Raw genomic sequence first — 16,857 nt, forward strand, 5'->3', positions numbered from 1 at the left:
TCGCCCCTGCCCGTGGCCATGGTGGCGCGCATGATCGTCCTTGACCGGCGCCTGAGCGCCCCGCCCGACGCCCCCTCCAGCCTGCGGCTGCCGCTCAGCGCCCAGCAGCGCGAGGGGCTGCGCGGCCATCGCCGCACCACCTGCGGCCAGGATCTGCTGCTGCAGCTGCCGCGCGGTGAAGCGCTCGAACCCGGCGAGTGGCTGAATAGCAGTGAGAGCGGCGTGGTGGTGCAGGTGGAAGCGGCTCCGGAGCCGTTGCTGCTGGCCCGCAGCGCCGACTCCCTCCAGCTGCTGCAGGCCGCTTATCACCTCGGCAACCGCCATGTGGCGCTGGAGCTGCACCCGGGCGAGCTGCGCCTGCTGGAAGATCCGGTGCTGGAGGAGCTGCTGCGCCACCGCGGTTTGGCCGTTCTCCACCTCGACGCACCGTTCCGGCCGGAACCGGGCGCCTATGCCGGCAAGGGCGGGCATGCGCACTGAGCCCCCAGCCCAGACCGGCGCGGCGCCGACCCGGTTGCTGTTGTTCCAGCTGATCAGTCCGGCGCTGCCGGTGGGGGCGTTCAGCTATTCGGAGGGTCTGGAAGTGCTGGTGCAGCAAGGCCGGATCAACTCCGCCGAGGCGCTGCACGGCTGGCTGGCGGCGGAACTGCAGCGGGGGACGCTGGGCGTGGAGGCAGCGGCCCTGGCGCCGCTGCTGCAGGCCATGGCGGCAGGGCAATGGAGCGCCGTGCACGATCTCGACGGCTGGCTGCTGGCCCTGCGGGAAGCCCCGGAGGTGCGTGCCCAGCAGCGCCAGATGGGCCGTTCCCTCACCCAGTTGCTGGGCGAACTGGGTTGGCGGCTACCGGCCGACGCGGGCCAGGGGGCGGCCACCACCTCTGCGGCACCCGCATCGGCGCAGGGGCTGGCCTGGCCGGCGGCCTGGGCCTGGGCCGGCCACTGCCTGGGTGTTCCCAGCACCGACCTGGTGGAGGCCTACCTCTATGCCTGGGTGGCCAGTCAGATCAGCGCGGCGGTGCGGCTGGTGCCGATCGGCCCCACCCAGGGGCAGGGGCTGCAGCTGCGCCTGGCACCGCTGCTGGCGCAGCGGGCCGCAGAGCTGGCCCACACCGACCCGCACACGATGTGGTCAGGCGGTGTGGGCGCGGGGCTGGCCCAGCTGGGGCACGCCGAGCTCTACTCACGGCTGTTCAGAAGTTGAGGCGAGGCGTAGCTGGGCACCGGTGGCAGGATTGCGCCCACTCGTCTGAAGCAACGCCATGAGCAAGCTGCGTGTCGGCGTGGCCGGACCGGTGGGCTCGGGCAAGACAGCCCTGGTGGAAGCCCTGTGCCGGCGGCTGCGCGAACGGCTGCAGTTGGCCGTGGTGACCAACGACATCTATACCCAGGAAGACGCCCAGTTCCTGACCCGTGCCGGTGCGCTCGAGCCGGAACGGATCCGCGGGGTGGAAACCGGTGGCTGCCCCCACACCGCCATCCGCGAAGACTGCTCGATCAACCGGGCGGCGGTGGAAGACCTGGAGGAGAGGTTTCCGGATCTCGACCTGGTGCTGGTGGAGAGCGGTGGCGACAATCTGGCGGCCAGCTTCAGCCCCGAACTGGTGGACCTCTGCATCTATGTGATCGATGTGGCGGCCGGCGACAAAATCCCCCGCAAAGGCGGGCCGGGCATCACCCGTTCTGATCTGCTCGTGATCAACAAGATCGACCTGGCGCCGATGGTAGGAGCGAGCCTCGAAGTGATGGAGGCGGACACCCGCCGCATGCGCGGTGATCGCCCCTGGTGCTTCACAAATCTGCGCAGTGGCGAAGGCCTTGATGCGGTGGAACGTTTTCTTTGCCGGCAACTTCCCGCTCCAGGGTCTTCGCTCTGATCGTTGCCATCGGAGCCGGCACTCGGCAGCGGCTGCGGCGTGCAAAGACATAAGACGGCGAACCGCCCCTGGAGGCTGAACAGGGAATCAACACAGTGGCGGCGCCAAAGGGGGAAGCAATACCCAAAACGCCCGTGCACAGGGGCTCTTCAGCCGTTTCTGTGCCTTTGGCGACAGGACTGACAAGACCGGCTCCGTATGTTCCGCAATGCCGTCAGCACTGCGGCAATTTCTTCACCTTGAACAGGCCCAATGGTTCCGTATTTCTCGAGGCGGCTGGTTGCCGGTCTTGCTGCAACTGCGATCACGGTATCCCTCGTCGCCTGCGGGGGCGGTGGCGGTGGGGATAGCGCTGGTTCTTTCGACGGAGAAGTGAAGGTTGGCATTCTTCACTCTCTGAGTGGAACGATGGCAATTTCTGAGACGACCCTGAAAGAGGTCGAAGAAATGGCTATCAAGGAAATCAATGATGCCGGCGGCGTCAAGGTTGGCGGCAAGTCCTACAAGATCGTCTCCGTCGTTGAGGACGGAGCATCTGACTGGCCCACCTTTGCTGAGAAATCCCAGAAGCTGATCGACTCCGACAAGGTCGCCGTGGTGTTCGGCGGCTGGACCTCCGCCAGCCGCAAAGCCATGCTGCCGGTGTATGAGTCCAAGAACCACATGCTCTTCTACCCCATTCAATATGAGGGTCAGGAGTGCTCCCGCAACATCTTCTACACCGGCGCCGTTCCCAACCAGCAGGCCGAGCCTGCGGTGGATTGGCTGATGAAAACGTACGGCGAAAAGCTGGGCAAGAAGGTCTACCTGGTCGGTTCTGACTACGTCTACCCCCGCACCGCCAACACCATCATCAAGGAGCAGATGAAGGCGCTCGGCGGCGAAACCGTCGGCGAGGATTACATCCCCCTCGGCAACACCGAGGTGGCGCCGATCATCGCCAAGATCAAGAAAGCCTTCCCTGATGGTGGCATCATCATCAACACCTTGAACGGTGACTCCAACGTCGCCCTGTTCAAGCAGTTCAAGGCTGCAGGCATTGATCCGGCCAAGTACCCGATCATGTCCTTCTCGATCGCAGAAGAGGAAATCCGCCAGATCGGCCCTGAGTACACCACCGGCACCTTCGCCGCGTGGAACTACTTCATGAGCCTGGATACACCGGCTTCGAAGAAGTTCGTTGCCGACTTCCAAGCGGCCTATGGGGCTGACCGTGTGGTGGGTGACCCCGCAGAGTCCGCCTACAACATGGTGTACCTGTGGAAGAACGCCGTTGAGAAGGCTGGCACCTTCGAAGATCTTGACAAGGTCCGGAAGACCATGATCGGCATCACCTTTGAGGCCCCTCAAGGTGAGATCAAGATGTTCCCGAACCATCACACCTCTGAGCGTGTGATGATCGGCGAAGCCCTGCCCGATGGCCAGTTCAAGATCCTCTCTGACAGCGAGAAGGCCATTCCGCCCATCCCCTGGAACCAGTTCGTTCCTGAAACCAAGGGCTACACCTGCGACTGGACGCAGGACCGGCCGGATGCCGGCAAGTTCAAGATGTGATCGTGCCTGGGTGGCTTCTTCGGAAGCCACCCTTTCCTTTCACTTCTCCATTTCCTTTCTGGCCTGAGATTATCTTCGGCGTTGAAGCCTGCCTATCACTTTCGATAGCGCCTTCAATCGCCCCAGCTCTCAGGACATCATGTTCACGAGACTTGCAGACAACACCAGAGAGATCAGCCAGTAACGGATTGTTCTCTCTGGATTTATCATTTTTCAGACGATTCAAGCCATTGCTTCGCGTATTGAAGCGGCCTACACGGAGGTGGCACCATCTTGGCGTCTGCCCATGCACCTGCTGATGGGCTCAGGCCAATCTGTCGCTGCGCCCCTGACGCTCTGCAGAAGGCCCCGATCAAGCTTCACGCACAAAAACAGTTCGCAATATCACTTGATACAGCCGCAAGGCTCCTGTTGGTCCAAGGTTAATCCCACTCGCACGGAACAGCCCCCCAGTGGAACTTTTCTTCTCGCAGATTCTTGATGGCTTGAGCATCGGCTCGGTGCTGCTGCTCGCCGCCACGGGTCTCGCCATCGTGTTTGGCCTCATGGGGGTCATCAACCTGGCTCATGGTGAGTTCATGATGCTGGGTGCCTACATCACCTTTGTGGTCCAGAACCTGTTTCGGCCCATGGGCGGTGTGGTGTTTGAGCTCTACTACCCCGTGGCACTCGTGGCCGCTTTCTTCGTCACCGCCATCTTCGGCGTGGTGCTGGAGCGAACGCTGATCCGCAAGCTGTATGGAAGACCACTGGAAACCCTGCTGGCCACCTGGGGGGTGAGCCTGATCCTGATCCAGCTGATTCGCAGCATCTCCACCTCCATGGTGATCGGCATCGCCGCAGCTGTGCTCATCGGCTTCTTCGGTGGGCAGTTTCTCAGCAAAAAAATCGGTGATCGTCCCGCATTCCCCTATCTCAACGGGGTGCTTTGGGCCGTGGCAGTAGGGATCGGCCTTGTGGTGGTGAATTCCTTCTCGTCCGTGCGTGCCATCGCCAGCCCCTGGTTCGGGCCGCGCAACATTGACGTGACCGCACCGAAGTGGCTGCAAGGCAGCTGGGGCGAGATCGGCGGAATTGAACTGCCTGGCCTGAGGATTTTCATCATTCTCTTGTCGGCAGTGCTGCTGCTGTTCGTGATGTGGTTCCTCACCAAGAGCGTGTGGGGCCTCCGCATCCGGGCTGTCACCCAGAACCGGCAGATGAGCAACTGCCTGGGCATTCCCACCGACAGCGTCGACAGCATCACGTTCGGACTCGGTTCAGGTCTGGCAGGAGTCGCAGGCTGCGCCATCACCTTGCTGGGATCCGTGGGCCCGAACCTGGGAGCGGCCTACATCGTGTCCTGCTTCATGGTGATCGTGCTGGGGGGCGTGGGAAACCTGCTGGGCACGGTGCTGGCTTCTCTGATCCTCGGCATCATTCAATCGGTGGTGGGTTCCGGATCGCTGTTGATCGTGTTCCCCGATATGCCGCCTGCGGCCAAAGGGGTGGTGGAATTCTTCGCCACCACAAGCATGTCGCTGGTGCTTGTATTCATCTTCATCATTGCCTTCCTGCAGTTCCGTCCCAACGGCATGTTCCCTCAGAAGGGGAGATCGGTAGATGCTTGATGCGCCGCTGCCAACAACCAAGCTCCTTCCATCTGCTCCCTCTCCACTGAGGCCCCAGCCATGAAACTTCTCAAGCGACTCGTTCCCTGGATTCTCCTCGCCATCGCGCTGTTCATCCTTCCAGCGGTCCTCAGTGATTTCCGCATCAACTTGTTTGGCCGCTATTTCTCACTGGCGATCACAGCGCTTGCTATCGACCTGATCTGGGGCTACACGGGGCTTCTGAGCCTTGGGCAAGGCATCTTCTTCGCCCTGGGTGGCTATGGGGTAGCGATGTACCTCACCCTCAACACCCCCAGTGAAGCGGGCGGCAACGGCATCCCCAAATTCTTTGAGAACTACGGTGTAGAACAACTGCCCTTCTTCTGGCAGCCCTTCTGGTCGCCCGCCTTCACTCTGATCGCCATCTGGGTGCTGCCCGCAATCGTGGCAGGGTTGGTTGGCTACCTGATCTTCAGAAACCGTATCAAGGGAGTGTACTTCTCGATCATCACCCAGGCGGCGTTGATGGTCTTCTTTCACTTCTTCAACGGCCAACAGAAGCTGATCAATGGCACCAACGGCCTGAAAACCAGCACCACCGAGCTGTTCGGCATGCTGGTGGGCTCCAGCGAGATGCAGATCTGGCTGTACCGACTCACGGTTGTTCTCATTCCTGTCGCCTTTCTGATCTGCCGCTATTTCACCTCCGGCCGCTTCGGCGATGCCTTGATTGCCATCCGAGATGATGAGCAGCGCTTCCGTTTCGCTGGCTTCAATCCCGTTCCATTCAAAACGATCGTCTTCCTCGTTGCCGGCGCGCTCTGCGGTATCTCAGGCGCTCTTTACACCGTTCAGAGCGGTATTGTGTCGCCGCAGTACATGTCGATCTCCTTTTCGATTGAGATGGTGATCTGGGTGGCTGTGGGGGGCCGAGGCACCTTGGTAGGCCCGATCATCGGCGCCGTTCTGGTGAACTATCTGCGCAGCTTGGTGAGCGAAGCGCTTCCCGAGTTCTGGCTGTTCGTGCAGGGAGCGCTGTTCATCTTCGTGGTGGTACTGATGCCGGATGGAATCTACGGCTGGGTGTCCAAAGGAGGACTGCGCACCTTGCTGGCCGCCTTCGGCATCGCTCCCAAAGCTCGTACCTATCCCCAAATCGACCAGGAGGGCCCTGGCATGGAAATGAAGAGCCCCGCCCCCACCGATTCCTCGGCCTGAGGCCTAGGCCGCTGGCTGCCCGGAGGAAGCCCGACGACATCAAGGCCAGACATCAAGGCAGAAAGTCAATGATCCTGGGCTACCACCCTCACGGCTCCATCAGATCCATCCACTCCATCCTCATCCCATCGGGCCCTTCAGCTCACACGTCCACCAGGCAAACCCGCTGCCCAGCCCCCCTTCCACAGACCCCCTGAAACACCCTGGCGATCATGTCTGAAACACTCCTTGAACTTCACGACGTCAGCGTCAGCTTTGATGGTTTCTTCGCCCTGACCGATCTTTCACTCACCCTGCAGAAAGGCGAACTGAAGTCGATCATCGGGCCCAATGGCGCCGGCAAGACCACCTTCCTTGATGTGATCACAGGCAAGGTGCGCCCCACCAAGGGCACTGTCACCTTCAAAGGAAAGTCGTTGGTGGGGCTCTCCGAGCAGAAGATCTCAAGGCAGGGAATCGGCAGGAAGTTCCAGACGCCACGGGTGTTCGACAACCTCACGGTGCTGCGCAACCTGGAACTGGCCGCCTCGCCGAACAAGAACCCCCTCAGCCTTCTCTCCGACAAGCTGCCGAAGGCCGCCAAGGATGAGGTGCATCGTCTAATGAGCTACGTGGGCCTTACCCCCTTCGCCACCACTCAGGCGGGTTCACTCTCCCACGGGCAGAAGCAATGGCTGGCGATTGCTTCCCTCGTGGCTCAGTCGCCGGAGGTGCTGCTGCTCGACGAGCCCGTGGCCGGGCTCACCGATGAAGAAACGGTTCGTACCGCTGAATTGATCAAGTCACTGGCGGGCGATCACACCGTTGTGGTGATCGAACACGACATGGAATTCATCCGGGACCTCAATGCCCCCGTCACCGTGCTGCACCAAGGGCAACTGCTCACCCAGGGCCTGCTGGAGGATGTGAAGAAAGATCCCCGCGTGATTGAGGTCTACCTGGGCCCAGCCGAGGAATAAGCGGTTTCCACCACTCGCCTGACACCAACCCACAGCTGCCATGACAACCGACAACCTCCTTTCCGTCTCTAACCTCAACGTTTACTACGGCGAAAGCCACATTCTTCGCAATGTGGATCTCTCCATCCCTAAAGGGCAGATGGTGTGCCTGATCGGTCGCAACGGCGTGGGCAAAACCACGTTCCTCAAAACGATCATCGGTCTGCTCAAGCAACGCTCCGGCAGCGTCCAGTACGACGACCAGGCCCTGAGCGATCAGCCCCCCTACCAACGGGCCCGCTCCGGCATCGGCTATGTGTCCCAGGGGCGTGACATCATTCCGCAGGTGACGGTGAAGGAAAACCTTCTGCTGGGAATGGAAGCGCTCCCGGGTGGCATGGCGAAGAACCGGCACATCGACCCGATCGTGTTTGATCTGTTTCCAATTCTCGAGAAGTTTTTGTCCCGCAAAGGCGGTGATCTCAGCGGCGGACAACAGCAACAGCTAGCCATCGCTCGCGCTCTGCTGGGCAAGCCGAAATTGCTGCTGCTGGATGAGCCCACCGAAGGCATTCAGCCGTCCATCATCCACGACATCGAAGTGGCGGTGAAACGGATCATGAAGGAAACCGGAATCAGCGTGCTGCTGGTGGAGCAACACCTTCACTTCGTGCGCCAGTCCAACTACTACTACGCCATGCAACGCGGCGGCATCGTTTCAAGTGGCCCCACCGAGAGCCTCTCCGATGATGTGGTCCAGGAGTTCCTCACGGTGTGAGGGCACTCCAAGGGAGCGCCATGTAACGCGATGCAGCCTGGATGACACATCTTTGCAGTCAACTGTGTAATCACAGGTGTCAACTCTCCCATGCAGCTGTTTGGATGCCAGCCGTTTACGTGCAACCCGTTTACGTGCCAGCTTCTTTCCGATCAGCTCCTTGGATGAGGTGGTCTGAGCCGCCAGAGTTGGAGGCCACGAACGACCATGGTTCGAGCTGCACGAGTTGCAGCCTTTCTGCCTGCTGACTCCTGTGACTCCTGCCTCCTGACTGCTGCCCGCGGCTCAGCAACCGCGGGTGACCATCCAGGGGCGAGCCGCACTTTCCCTGAGCCGGGGCTTGGGGCTTTCTTCGCGCACTTCCTTGCGGACCAGCCGGGGCTCACTGGCTTCCTGCTTGAGGCGGAAGCCACCGGACAGTGTCATGGGCGGGCTGAACACTCTGTTACCGGGATTGCCACAACTCGGACAGTCCGTATCGTTCTGGCGGGCGTCGATGCTGCGCCACACCTCGTAGTTGTCGCAGCCGGAGGTGCAGCTGAATTCGTAGACAGGCATGGAGAAGAGGAGAAAAACAGGGAGCACCAGCTGGCGGGTCGTTTTCAAAGAACCGAGTGATTCCCGCAACAACCCTGCTGCGCTGATGGGAGTTGGAGCCGACAGCGACAGGGGAGGCGGCGGCCCGCAGGGATGGCCGTAGCCGTCACCAACAACGTTGGCGACAACCACGGCCAGCAGAGGGGGAGGGAGCCATGGCGTGGAGCCACCGAACACCCACCTTGCCGAGGCAGAGGCGGCGGTGGCCCCTTGCGGGCCATCAACAGGGAAGAATGTCCTGGTCAAAGATGGAGGTGGGAATCGCCAGGGTGCAGCAGGCATTGGGAATGTCCACGATGCCGCTGATCCTGCCCTCCACCGGCGCACAGCTCAGCAGCAGGTAGGCCTGCTCACCGGTGTAGCCGAAGCGCTTGAGATACTCAATGGCGTTCAGGCAGGCGCGTCGGTAGGCGATGTGCACGTCCATGTAGTGCTGCTTGCCTTCGAATTCATCCACGGAGATGCCTTCGAACACCAGATAGTCGGTGAAGTGGGGCTCCACCGGGCTGGTCTTGAACATGGGATTGACCATCCCATACTTCTCGACGCCACCTTTGATGATCTCCACATGCAGATCGAGGTAGCCCGACATTTCAATCGCGCCACAGAAGGAGATTTCCCCATCGCCCTGGGAGAAGTGGATATCGCCCATCGAGAGCTTGGCGCCTTCCACATACACGGGGAAGTAAATGCGGGTGCCCTTGGTGAGGTTCTTGATGTCGCAGTTGCCTCCGTGCTCACGGGGCGGCACGGTGCGGGCCGCTTCGTTGGCCACACGCTCGAAATCGGCGCTGGGCAGCGTGCCGAGGATGGCGCTGTTGGGGTTGGGCAGGGCCGCCAGCACGGGCTCGCTGCCGGAGAGGCCGGCGCCATAGGTGCGCCGATCCGGGGCCGTGTTCACCAGCTCGGTTTCGCGGCGGTTCCATTCCCGCAGCAGCTCGTGGGAGGGCGCACAACCGATCAGGCCGGGGTGGGTGATGCCGGCGAAACGCACACCGGGGATATGGCGCGATGAGGTGTAGATGCCTTCGAAATCCCAGATCGCTTTGGCTGCCTTGGGGAAGTGATCGGTGAGGAAGCCGCCGCCATTCTCTTTGGCAAAAATCCCGGTGAAGCCCCACTCATCTCCCTGCAGCGCACCCACATCAAGGATGTCAACCACAAGAATATCGCCAGGTTGAGCTCCATTCACCCAGATCGGGCCGCTGAGCACGTGCACCACTTCCAGGTTCACATCAGCGATATCCTGGGGGTCGTCATTGTCCTTGATCTGGCCATCCGTCCAGTCCTTGCATTCGATCCGGAAAACCTCACCGGGGTTGACAGAAACGACGGCGGGGATATCGGGATGCCAGCGGTTGTGGCCCGGCATGTCCTGTTGATCCATCGGCTTGGTGAGATCAACCTTGAACAGCGTTTTTGGCATCGCAAACGAGGCGTGGTTTCATCTCCATCGAAATCCACAGGTTGATTCGCGGAAGTGTCATCGGCTACCAGACCCACCCAGTTTGGCTGCGGCAACACAGGCGTGCATGCCGCAGCAGCACAGCACACAGCGGCGGCAGGATCTGCAGAGCCGATCCGTTATGTCGCTGGCCGCGCCGTGCTGTCGTTGAAGGTGCCGCGGCGGCAGAGATTGTCCTTGAGGCGATCGGTCCAGGCTTGACGCGAGAGCACTCCCGTGCTGTCAACACCACCATCGAAATGATAAAGAATCTGCCAACGCGTAGCAGTGGAAAACTTTCCGGCGTCGGCGAGATCTTTCAGTTCATTGCCATAAATGTTGTCATACGTTGGCCAGTTCGGCTCGTTCTCGAGGCTGCAGACCGCATTGACCTGATACAGCCTGGCGCTGCTGTCGGGCTGCCCCTCCGTCTGCACGCGCACGACGCCTTTGTAGAGGCCGTTGGGCAGCCCTGGCACGAAGGCCTTGGCCAGGGTCACATTGGCGGTGCCCGCCCGCACCAGCAGATCGCCGATCTCGGCCTGCTGAGCGGGTGTTTCGACGGGAGCCGTGCGGCAGGCACTCAGGCTCAAAGCCGCCACCACCATCGCTGCCGCTGCGCTCCAGGCCCGTCCGGACGCCAACCCCATCACCCAGCTCTGCACCGTGAAGCCTCAGAACATAGGCTCGCCGCCCATGGCGGCGGTGGCCGGCGGCGGCGAAGGTCACCCAGCTGCCAGCAGCCAGCGCCAGAACGCTTCAGGCTCCGGCTCCAGCGGCTGCGGAGAACCGTTCACACTCAAGACCGGACGGCAGCCGAGGCTGTTAATCAGCAGCACGGCACTGCCTGGGCCCAGAGGACAGGGACCTTCGCGGACCAGGCCCAGCGCCAGGGCGCGGCCCCGCATCACCCCCGGCAGGCAGCCGCTGGCCAGGGGCGGTGTGAACCACTGGCCGTCACGCCGCACCAGCAGGTTGGCCGTGGTAGCGCAGCAGAGGCCGCCGGCCGTGCTCTCCAGCAAGGCATCGGCGGCGCCGGCGGCCCGGGCCTCACGCCGCGCCTCGATGGCGGGCCCGTAGGCGAAGGTTTTGCAGCGGCTCAGCAGGCTGGAGGCATTGCGCCGCTCCCTGCGGCTGACAATCACCGGCACGGGGTCGAACTGCGGCGCCGCGGCCGTGAGCTGCAGCCAGAAGCGGGGCTGCAGTGATGGGGCACCGGGTGCCGGCAGCTCCACACCCCGCGGCCCCGTCGCCCCACCAGCGCCAGCCTCCACCGCCGGCGCGCCGCGGCTCCAGTTCAGGCGCAGCGCGCCGGTGTGGATGCCGCTGCGGGACACCGCCTCCGCCAGCAGGGCGCGCACCCGCTCATCGCCGGGGGGTGGCTCCATGCCCAGCAGGGCGGCGCTCTGCGACCAGCGCTGCAGGTGGGCACTCAGCAGCAGCGGCTGCCCCGCTTCCACCAGCAGGGTTTCGAACAGGCCGTCGGCCAGTTGCAGGCCCCGATCGGCCAGGGGCAGGGCCAGCTCGGCCGGTGCTCCCCAGAGCCCCGCCGCCCCCGGAGCGCCGCTGGGCTCGATCCAGGCGATCGCCTGCATCAGCACCCTCCAGCTGCGGGGCCTGGCGCGACGGCCGCCAGCAGCGGGCCCAGCTTCCAGAGCAGCTCCTCGGCCTCCGCCGCCGGGTCGGAGTCGGCCACGATGCCGCAGCCTGCATGGGCGCGCAGGCGCCGCCCCCGCAGCATCAGGCTGCGGATCAGGATGTTGCTGTCGAAGCTGCCATCGGCGCCGAAGCGGAACAGGGCGCCGCAGTAGGGGCCTCTGGGCACGGGCTCCCGTTCGCTCAGGCGCTGGCAGGCCCGCACCTTGGGGGCGCCGCTGATCGAGCCACCCGGCCAGGAGGCGCGCAGCAGCTCCACCACGCTGCAGTCGGCGCGCAGCTGCCCCTCCACCACCGAGGTGAGGTGGTGCACGTGCGGGTAGCTTTCCAGCCCCACCAACTGGGGCACCTGAATCGAGCCCGGCACGCACACCCGGCCGAGATCGTTGCGGAGCAGATCCACGATCATCACGTTCTCGGCGCGGTCCTTGGGGCTGGTGATCAGCTCGGCGGCGGCGGCGGCATCGGCTTCCGGATCGCCATGGCGCGGGCGGGTGCCCTTGATCGGCCGGGTTTCCACCCAGCCGGTGGCGCTCACCCGCAGAAAGCGTTCCGGGGACGCCGAGAGCACCGCCTCGTCGCCAGCCACCAGGAGGCCGGCAAAGGGCGCCGGGCAGGAGCGGCGCAGCCGGCCGTACAGGGCCAGCGGGTCGGGGGGCGCAGCCAGGCTGGCCTCACAGCAGGCGGTGAGGTTGGCCTGGAACAGATCCCCGGCAGCGATCCAGCGGCGCAGGTCCGTCACCTGGCGGGCGAAGGTGGCGGGATCGGTGTGCCAGTGCCAGTGTTCTGCGGCCACACCGGCCCCGCTGCCGGGCGCAGGGCCTTCAGCCGGGTCAGCAGCTGAGCCAGCAGGCGTGTCGGCCGCCGGCACCAGGGCCGCGAGCCGCTCTGCCATTGCCGTCAGCCGGGCGGGATCCAACCCTTCCAGCTCCAGACGACGCTCCTGCAGATCGAAGCGCAGCACGGGGTCGTAGCGGCCTGCCCAGAGCAGGGCCGTATCGGGCGAGCGCCAGTGGGCGGCCGGCTCCACCCACGCCCCGGCCTCGTAGGCGAGCCAGCCGAACCAGCTGCCGGGCCGTTCCCGCAGGCGCGCGAGGGCCACGAACGGATCGGCGGCTTCCGGCTCACCCGGCAGCCCCCGGCACACCACCTGCTCCAGAGGAGCCACGCCCAGGAAGCCCCAACGCCCCAGCGCACTGCCATCGCCATCGAGCCAGGCGAGGCCATCGCCGCCGTCCGCGGCGGCCAGGGCGAGGGCCACCTCCCAGGGGTCGCGCCACGGCAGTGAGCGGCGCAGCAGCGGCGGCTGCGCCCCGGAACCCGGCGTCATGCCGACGGCCCGCCCCAGCTGCCGCCTCCATCGCTGGCCAGGTCCGGGCGGCCCGCCTCCCGCAGGGCGGCATCGCGAATGCGGCAGCTGTCGCAGCGCCCGCAGGGCCGGGCGCCGCCGGCGTAGCAACTCCAGGTGCGGGCGATCGGCACGCCCAGACGCAGCGCCTCCTGCACGATCCGGGTCTTGCTCCAGGTCACCAGGGGCGCCCACAGCCGGGCGCCGTGGCCCTCGCGGCCGCTCTTGCTGGCCAGATCAGCCAGCTGCTGGAAGGCGGCGAGGTAATCGGGGCGGCAATCGGGATAGCCGGAGTAGTCGATGGCGTTCACCCCCAGCACCAGCCGCTCGGCCCCGCGCGCTTCAGCCAGGCTCAGGCCGAGGGCGATGAACACGGTGTTGCGGCCTGGCACGTAGGTGGTGGGAATCACCCCCTCCTCCACACCCGCCACCGGCAGCGCCATGGCGGCATCGGTGAGGGCTGAGCCGCCCCAGGCCGCCAGGTTCACCGCCAGGGTGTGGTGCTCCGCCAGGGCCAGGCCGGTCGCCAGGGCGGCGGCCGCGGCCAGCTCCTGACGGTGACGCTGGCCGTAGTCGAGCGAGAGGCCGATCACGTGGTAGCCCGCTTCGATCGCCAGGGCCGCAGCGGTGGCCGAATCGAGGCCGCCGGAGAGCAGGGCGATCGCGACGGGTGGGGCGGCGGCGCTCACGGCGAAGCAGGCGTGTCAGGCGTCACGGGCGGCGGCGTCGTGGGTGCGGAGGGCGCCACAGGGGGCTGGGTTGGGATGGCGGGTGGCGTCACCGGCTCAGCGGGCGGCGGCGCCGTGGTGTCGCCGGGGTCGGTGGGCGGCGGCTGGGGCGGCTCCGGCGGCGGCGCATCGGCGCGCAACGACAGGGTGATCATCGCCGGGGCCACACCGTCGTTGGTGACCAGCAGCTGCACTTCGGTCCCCGGCACCGGCGGCAGGGTCACCACCCGCAGCGGGCCCTTCGGCTCCAGCAGGCTGCCGGCAGCGTTGTAGACGCTCATCTGCATCAACGGCGAGCCGTTGACACCGAGCACCAGCCGGTATCCCGCCGGCAGCCGGATCGGGAACAACCGCGCCCCACCGGCGCCGAGCGAAGCGGAGAGGGCCTTCACCTCGCCCGCTGTGGCCTGGATCGGTTCGATCTGCAGGGTTTCCAGCGTCTGCTCGCCGGCGGCATACCAGAGCTGGCGGAAGGGCTCGGCGGGGATGTCGGCGCCGGCACGGCCGGGCAGCAACGCCTGGGCATTGCCGGAAATCAGTTGGCGCAGCACCGGCGAACTCACCCCCTGGGCGGCGAGCTGACGCTGGCGGGCCTCCCAGTCGGCGGTGGAAAAAGAGCCCAACCTGCGGCGGAGCGGCGGCGGCAGCTGCTCCACCCGGGCCAGCCATTCCTCCGCCAGGGCGTTCCACACCTTGCGCAGGGGGGCGTCCTCGATCGAGTCGTTGGGCAGACGGCCGCCACGCTCGGGGAACTGGGCCAGCAGGTTGGCGTCCACCAACCGCAGGAACCAGCTGCGGTTGATCTGCAGCGCCCGCAGGCGGTTCAGCAACTGCTGGCGCTGATCGACCTCACCGGGGGGGAGGCTGGCGGTGAGCTCGCGGGGCTGTTCAGCCGGGCGATTGGCGGGGGCATCACCGCGGCCCAGCAGCCACCAGCCCGCGGTGATGCCCACCACAGCCGACACCACCAGGGCCACCACCACCGGCAAGAGCCGCCCTTCCACCGCCTCCTCCTTCTGCTGCTGCCGGCTGAGCGGCGGCATGGGCGGTGGCGGTGGCCGCCGCTCCACGACCCGGGGCTCGGGAGCCGGAGCTGCAGCCGCAGGGGCCGGCGCGGCCGTGAGGGGGGCGGCTGCAGAGTTGGTGGTGGAGGCAGCGGCCTGCTCGGCAGGCGCAGGGTCCGCAGCGTCGATGCCGGCCAGTCCCGGCGAAACGGCGGCGGGGGGCACGAGCATCAGGGTGCGATCGGCGCGGGCCACCGGGCCCGTGCTTTCCGGCATCGGCAGCGCCTGGAAGGCAACGAGGGCCTGCGGCGTGCTGGCAAAGCGGGCGGTGGGATCGGCACTGATCAGCCGCTCCAGGGCGGCGCGGAACGGTGGGTCGAGGCTGAGGCCGTCGGGCCAGCGCCAGGCCAGGCTCACCGGATCGAGCAGGGCGGCGGGATCCTCACCGCTGAGCAGCACCAGCGCCACCACCCCCAGGCCGTGCAGGTCCATCCAGGGCAGCAGCGGAGCGCCGGCCACCTGCTCCGGCGGCGCATAGCCCGGGGTGGCGCCGGCGGCGGCCTGGCCGGGGCCGGTCCAGCCGATGTCGAGCAGTACCGGCAGACCGTCGCGGTCGCGGCGCAGCAGGTTGGCGGGGGTGAGATCGCCGTGGCAGATCTCCTGGCCGTGCAGCACCGCCAGCACCGGCAGCAGCTGGCGCAGCAGCAGCAGCACCTCACCGGGGCCGAACACCAGCTGGCGACCCCGCCGCGCCTCCAGCAGCTCCTGGTAGGTGCGCCCGTCCTGCCACTCGCGCACCAGCCAGAGCTGGCCGTCCCGCTGGATCGTTTCCCCGAAGCGGGGCACCTGGGGGTGGAGCAGGGCCTGCAGGCGGCTCCAGCCCGCCCGCGCCCCGGCCTGATCGAAGCCGGGCCCCAGCTGTCGCAGGGCCACGGGCGCCTCGCCGGCCAGCAGATCACTGGCGCGCCACAGCACCCCCTGAGGACCGCTGGCCACCTCCATCTCCAGGCGGTAGCGATCGGCGATCACCGCACCGGCGGCCGCCCCGGGCTGGTCAGCCATGGGTGGGCCGGTCCTGCGGAACGCCATCCAGCAAGCCCCGTTCGGGCTGGCGCAGGCCGCGGCCGGCCAGCCAGTCGGCGTCGTAGAGGCGGGAGCGGTAGCGGTCGCCGCCGTCGCAGAGCACGGTCACGATCGTGTGGCCCGGACCGAGGCGCCGGGCGGTTTCTACCGCCGCGGCCACGTTGATGCCCACCGAGCCGCCCATGAACAAGCCTTCACGCCAAAGCAGCTGGTAGATGGTGTCGAGCGCGGCCTGGTCGTCGATGCGCACGGCGTCATCGATCGGGGCACCCTCCAGATTGGCGGTGACGCGGCTGTTGCCGATCCCCTCGGTGATGGAGGTGCCTTCGGCCTGCAGCGCCCCGGCGGTGGCCCAGCTGTAGAGGGCACTGCCGTGGGGATCGGCCAGCACGCAGCGCACCTGGGAGGAGCGCTCCTTGAGGAAGAGGGCCACGCCGGCGTAGGTGCCGCCGGTGCCCGTGGCCGACACCCAGGCGTCGATGCGGCCGCCCGTCTGCTCCCAGATCTCCGGACCGGTGCTGGCGTAGTGGGCGCGGCGGTTGGCCAGGTTGTCGAACTGATTGGCCCAGACGGCACCGGGCGTTTCGGCGGCGATGCGTCCCGAGAGCTTCACGTAGTTGTTGGGATCGCGGTAGGGCACCGCCGGCACCGTGCGCACCTCGGCGCCGAGACTGCGCAGCAGGCCGATCTTCTCGGCCGACTGGGTGTCCGGGATGACGATCAGAGCCTTGTAGCCGCGGGCATTGCAGAGGTGGGTGAGGCCGATGCCGGTGTTGCCGGCGGTGCCCTCCACCACGGTGCCGCCCGGGTCGAGGGCGCCGCTGGCTTCCGCCTCCAGCAGGATGCCCAGGGCAGCGCGGTCCTTCACCGATCCGCCGGGGTTCATGAACTCGGCCTTGCCGAGGATCTCGCAGCCGGTGAGCTCGCTGAGCAGCCCCAGCCGGATCAGCGGGGTGTTGCCCACCGCACCGACGAAGCCCTGGGTGGTTCCCGCCCGGGCGACGGCCATGGCCCTGCCGCTGCTGATCGAACCGGCGGTGCTG

16 protein-coding genes are annotated in these 16,857 nt (G+C 65.8%); 8 read left to right on the plus strand and 8 right to left on the minus strand.

The genetic code is table 11. The features are described from left to right. The first annotated feature begins 30 nt into the window (after window positions 1-30). From ureE to urtE, 8 genes are all read left to right on the plus strand, one after another. Window positions 31-480 (plus strand): urease accessory protein UreE, encoded by a 450-nt coding sequence (gene ureE / locus CJZ80_RS12730; protein WP_233133081.1) that lies wholly within the window; start codon window positions 31-33, stop codon window positions 478-480. Next, window positions 470-1,201, plus strand: a complete 732-nt coding sequence (locus tag CJZ80_RS12735; RefSeq protein WP_094514015.1) for an urease accessory protein UreF — start codon at window positions 470-472, stop codon at window positions 1,199-1,201. The genes ureE and CJZ80_RS12735 overlap by 11 nt, the downstream gene beginning before the upstream one ends. Window positions 1,202-1,259: 58 nt before the next feature. Then, entirely contained in the window at window positions 1,260-1,874 is a 615-nt protein-coding gene (ureG, locus tag CJZ80_RS12740) for an urease accessory protein UreG (protein WP_094513883.1), read from the plus strand. 252 nt (window positions 1,875-2,126) lie between these two features. Then, the gene (urtA, locus tag CJZ80_RS12745) at window positions 2,127-3,428 is read left to right on the plus strand and encodes an urea ABC transporter substrate-binding protein (RefSeq protein WP_094513885.1); all 1,302 of its coding nucleotides are present in this window, start codon (window positions 2,127-2,129) and stop codon (window positions 3,426-3,428) included. 452 nt (window positions 3,429-3,880) lie between these two features. Then, complete coding sequence (locus CJZ80_RS12750) at window positions 3,881-5,038, plus strand: branched-chain amino acid ABC transporter permease (RefSeq protein WP_094513887.1); 1,158 nt, start codon at window positions 3,881-3,883, stop codon at window positions 5,036-5,038. Between the two features lie 60 nt (window positions 5,039-5,098). Then, window positions 5,099-6,238 carry an urea ABC transporter permease subunit UrtC gene (gene urtC, locus CJZ80_RS12755; RefSeq protein ID WP_094513890.1) on the plus strand — a complete coding sequence of 380 codons (1,140 nt, stop codon included), beginning with the start codon at window positions 5,099-5,101 and terminating at the stop codon, window positions 6,236-6,238. Between the two features lie 212 nt (window positions 6,239-6,450). Then, window positions 6,451-7,197, plus strand: coding sequence for an urea ABC transporter ATP-binding protein UrtD (gene urtD / locus CJZ80_RS12760; RefSeq protein ID WP_094513892.1), 747 nt, complete (start codon window positions 6,451-6,453; stop codon window positions 7,195-7,197). Window positions 7,198-7,237: 40 nt separating this feature from the next. Next, window positions 7,238-7,954 carry an urea ABC transporter ATP-binding subunit UrtE gene (gene urtE / locus CJZ80_RS12765; protein WP_094513894.1) on the plus strand — a complete coding sequence of 239 codons (717 nt, stop codon included), beginning with the start codon at window positions 7,238-7,240 and terminating at the stop codon, window positions 7,952-7,954. Window positions 7,955-8,239: 285 nt separating this feature from the next. Here urtE and CJZ80_RS12770 read toward each other — a convergent pair whose 3' ends face one another. The 8 genes from CJZ80_RS12770 to CJZ80_RS12805 all read right to left on the minus strand — a co-directional run bounded on the left by CJZ80_RS12770 (window position 8,240) and on the right by CJZ80_RS12805 (window position 16,823). Then, complete coding sequence (locus tag CJZ80_RS12770; protein WP_233133082.1) at window positions 8,240-8,560, minus strand: FmdB family zinc ribbon protein; 321 nt, start codon at window positions 8,558-8,560, stop codon at window positions 8,240-8,242. A gap of 211 nt (window positions 8,561-8,771) precedes the next feature. Continuing rightward, window positions 8,772-9,977, minus strand: coding sequence for a formamidase (gene fmdA, locus CJZ80_RS12775; RefSeq protein WP_094513897.1), 1,206 nt, complete (start codon window positions 9,975-9,977; stop codon window positions 8,772-8,774). A gap of 158 nt (window positions 9,978-10,135) precedes the next feature. Further along, entirely contained in the window at window positions 10,136-10,603 is a 468-nt protein-coding gene (locus tag CJZ80_RS12780) for a hypothetical protein (protein ID WP_144037037.1), read from the minus strand. A 117-nt stretch (window positions 10,604-10,720) separates the two neighbouring features. Next, window positions 10,721-11,590 (minus strand): aminotransferase class IV, encoded by an 870-nt coding sequence (locus CJZ80_RS12785; protein ID WP_094514020.1) that lies wholly within the window; start codon window positions 11,588-11,590, stop codon window positions 10,721-10,723. Beyond that, window positions 11,590-12,981: an anthranilate synthase component I family protein gene (locus CJZ80_RS12790; protein ID WP_094513901.1), complete on the minus strand. Its 1,392-nt coding sequence runs from the start codon at window positions 12,979-12,981 to the stop codon at window positions 11,590-11,592. The genes CJZ80_RS12785 and CJZ80_RS12790 overlap by 1 nt, the downstream gene beginning before the upstream one ends. Further along, on the minus strand, window positions 12,978-13,688 hold the full coding sequence (queC, locus tag CJZ80_RS12795; protein ID WP_094513903.1) for a 7-cyano-7-deazaguanine synthase QueC: 711 nt from the start codon (window positions 13,686-13,688) through the stop codon (window positions 12,978-12,980). The genes CJZ80_RS12790 and queC overlap by 4 nt, the downstream gene beginning before the upstream one ends. Further along, a complete protein-coding gene (locus tag CJZ80_RS12800) occupies window positions 13,685-15,793 on the minus strand; it encodes a serine/threonine protein kinase (protein ID WP_094513906.1) in 2,109 nt (702 codons plus the stop codon). Before CJZ80_RS12800 ends, queC begins: the two co-directional genes overlap by 4 nt. Further along, window positions 15,786-16,823: a cysteine synthase A gene (locus tag CJZ80_RS12805; protein ID WP_094514022.1), complete on the minus strand. Its 1,038-nt coding sequence runs from the start codon at window positions 16,821-16,823 to the stop codon at window positions 15,786-15,788. The genes CJZ80_RS12800 and CJZ80_RS12805 overlap by 8 nt, the downstream gene beginning before the upstream one ends. Window positions 16,824-16,857: the final 34 nt, after the last annotated feature.

It is taken from the genome of Synechococcus sp. MW101C3, from assembly GCF_002252635.1.
Taxonomy (GTDB): domain Bacteria; phylum Cyanobacteriota; class Cyanobacteriia; order PCC-6307; family Cyanobiaceae; genus MW101C3.

Bases quoted from the DNA above. Each gene is read 5' to 3' on its own strand.
- ureE (WP_233133081.1), top strand. From the start codon at position 31: ATGATCGTCCTTGACCGGCGCCTGAGCGCCCCGCCCGACGCCCCCTCC.
- CJZ80_RS12735 (WP_094514015.1), top strand. From the start codon at position 470: ATGCGCACTGAGCCCCCAGCCCAGACCGGCGCGGCGCCGACCCGGTTG.
- ureG (WP_094513883.1), top strand. From the start codon at position 1,260: ATGAGCAAGCTGCGTGTCGGCGTGGCCGGACCGGTGGGCTCGGGCAAG.
- urtA (WP_094513885.1), top strand. From the start codon at position 2,127: ATGGTTCCGTATTTCTCGAGGCGGCTGGTTGCCGGTCTTGCTGCAACT.
- urtC (WP_094513890.1), top strand. From the start codon at position 5,099: ATGAAACTTCTCAAGCGACTCGTTCCCTGGATTCTCCTCGCCATCGCG.
- urtD (WP_094513892.1), top strand. From the start codon at position 6,451: ATGTCTGAAACACTCCTTGAACTTCACGACGTCAGCGTCAGCTTTGAT.
- urtE (WP_094513894.1), top strand. From the start codon at position 7,238: ATGACAACCGACAACCTCCTTTCCGTCTCTAACCTCAACGTTTACTAC.
- fmdA (WP_094513897.1), bottom strand. From the start codon at position 9,977: ATGCCAAAAACGCTGTTCAAGGTTGATCTCACCAAGCCGATGGATCAA.
- CJZ80_RS12780 (WP_144037037.1), bottom strand. From the start codon at position 10,603: ATGGTGGTGGCGGCTTTGAGCCTGAGTGCCTGCCGCACGGCTCCCGTC.
- CJZ80_RS12785 (WP_094514020.1), bottom strand. From the start codon at position 11,590: ATGCAGGCGATCGCCTGGATCGAGCCCAGCGGCGCTCCGGGGGCGGCG.
- CJZ80_RS12790 (WP_094513901.1), bottom strand. From the start codon at position 12,981: ATGACGCCGGGTTCCGGGGCGCAGCCGCCGCTGCTGCGCCGCTCACTG.
- CJZ80_RS12800 (WP_094513906.1), bottom strand. From the start codon at position 15,793: ATGGCTGACCAGCCCGGGGCGGCCGCCGGTGCGGTGATCGCCGATCGC.
- CJZ80_RS12805 (WP_094514022.1), bottom strand. From the start codon at position 16,823: ATGGCCGTCGCCCGGGCGGGAACCACCCAGGGCTTCGTCGGTGCGGTG.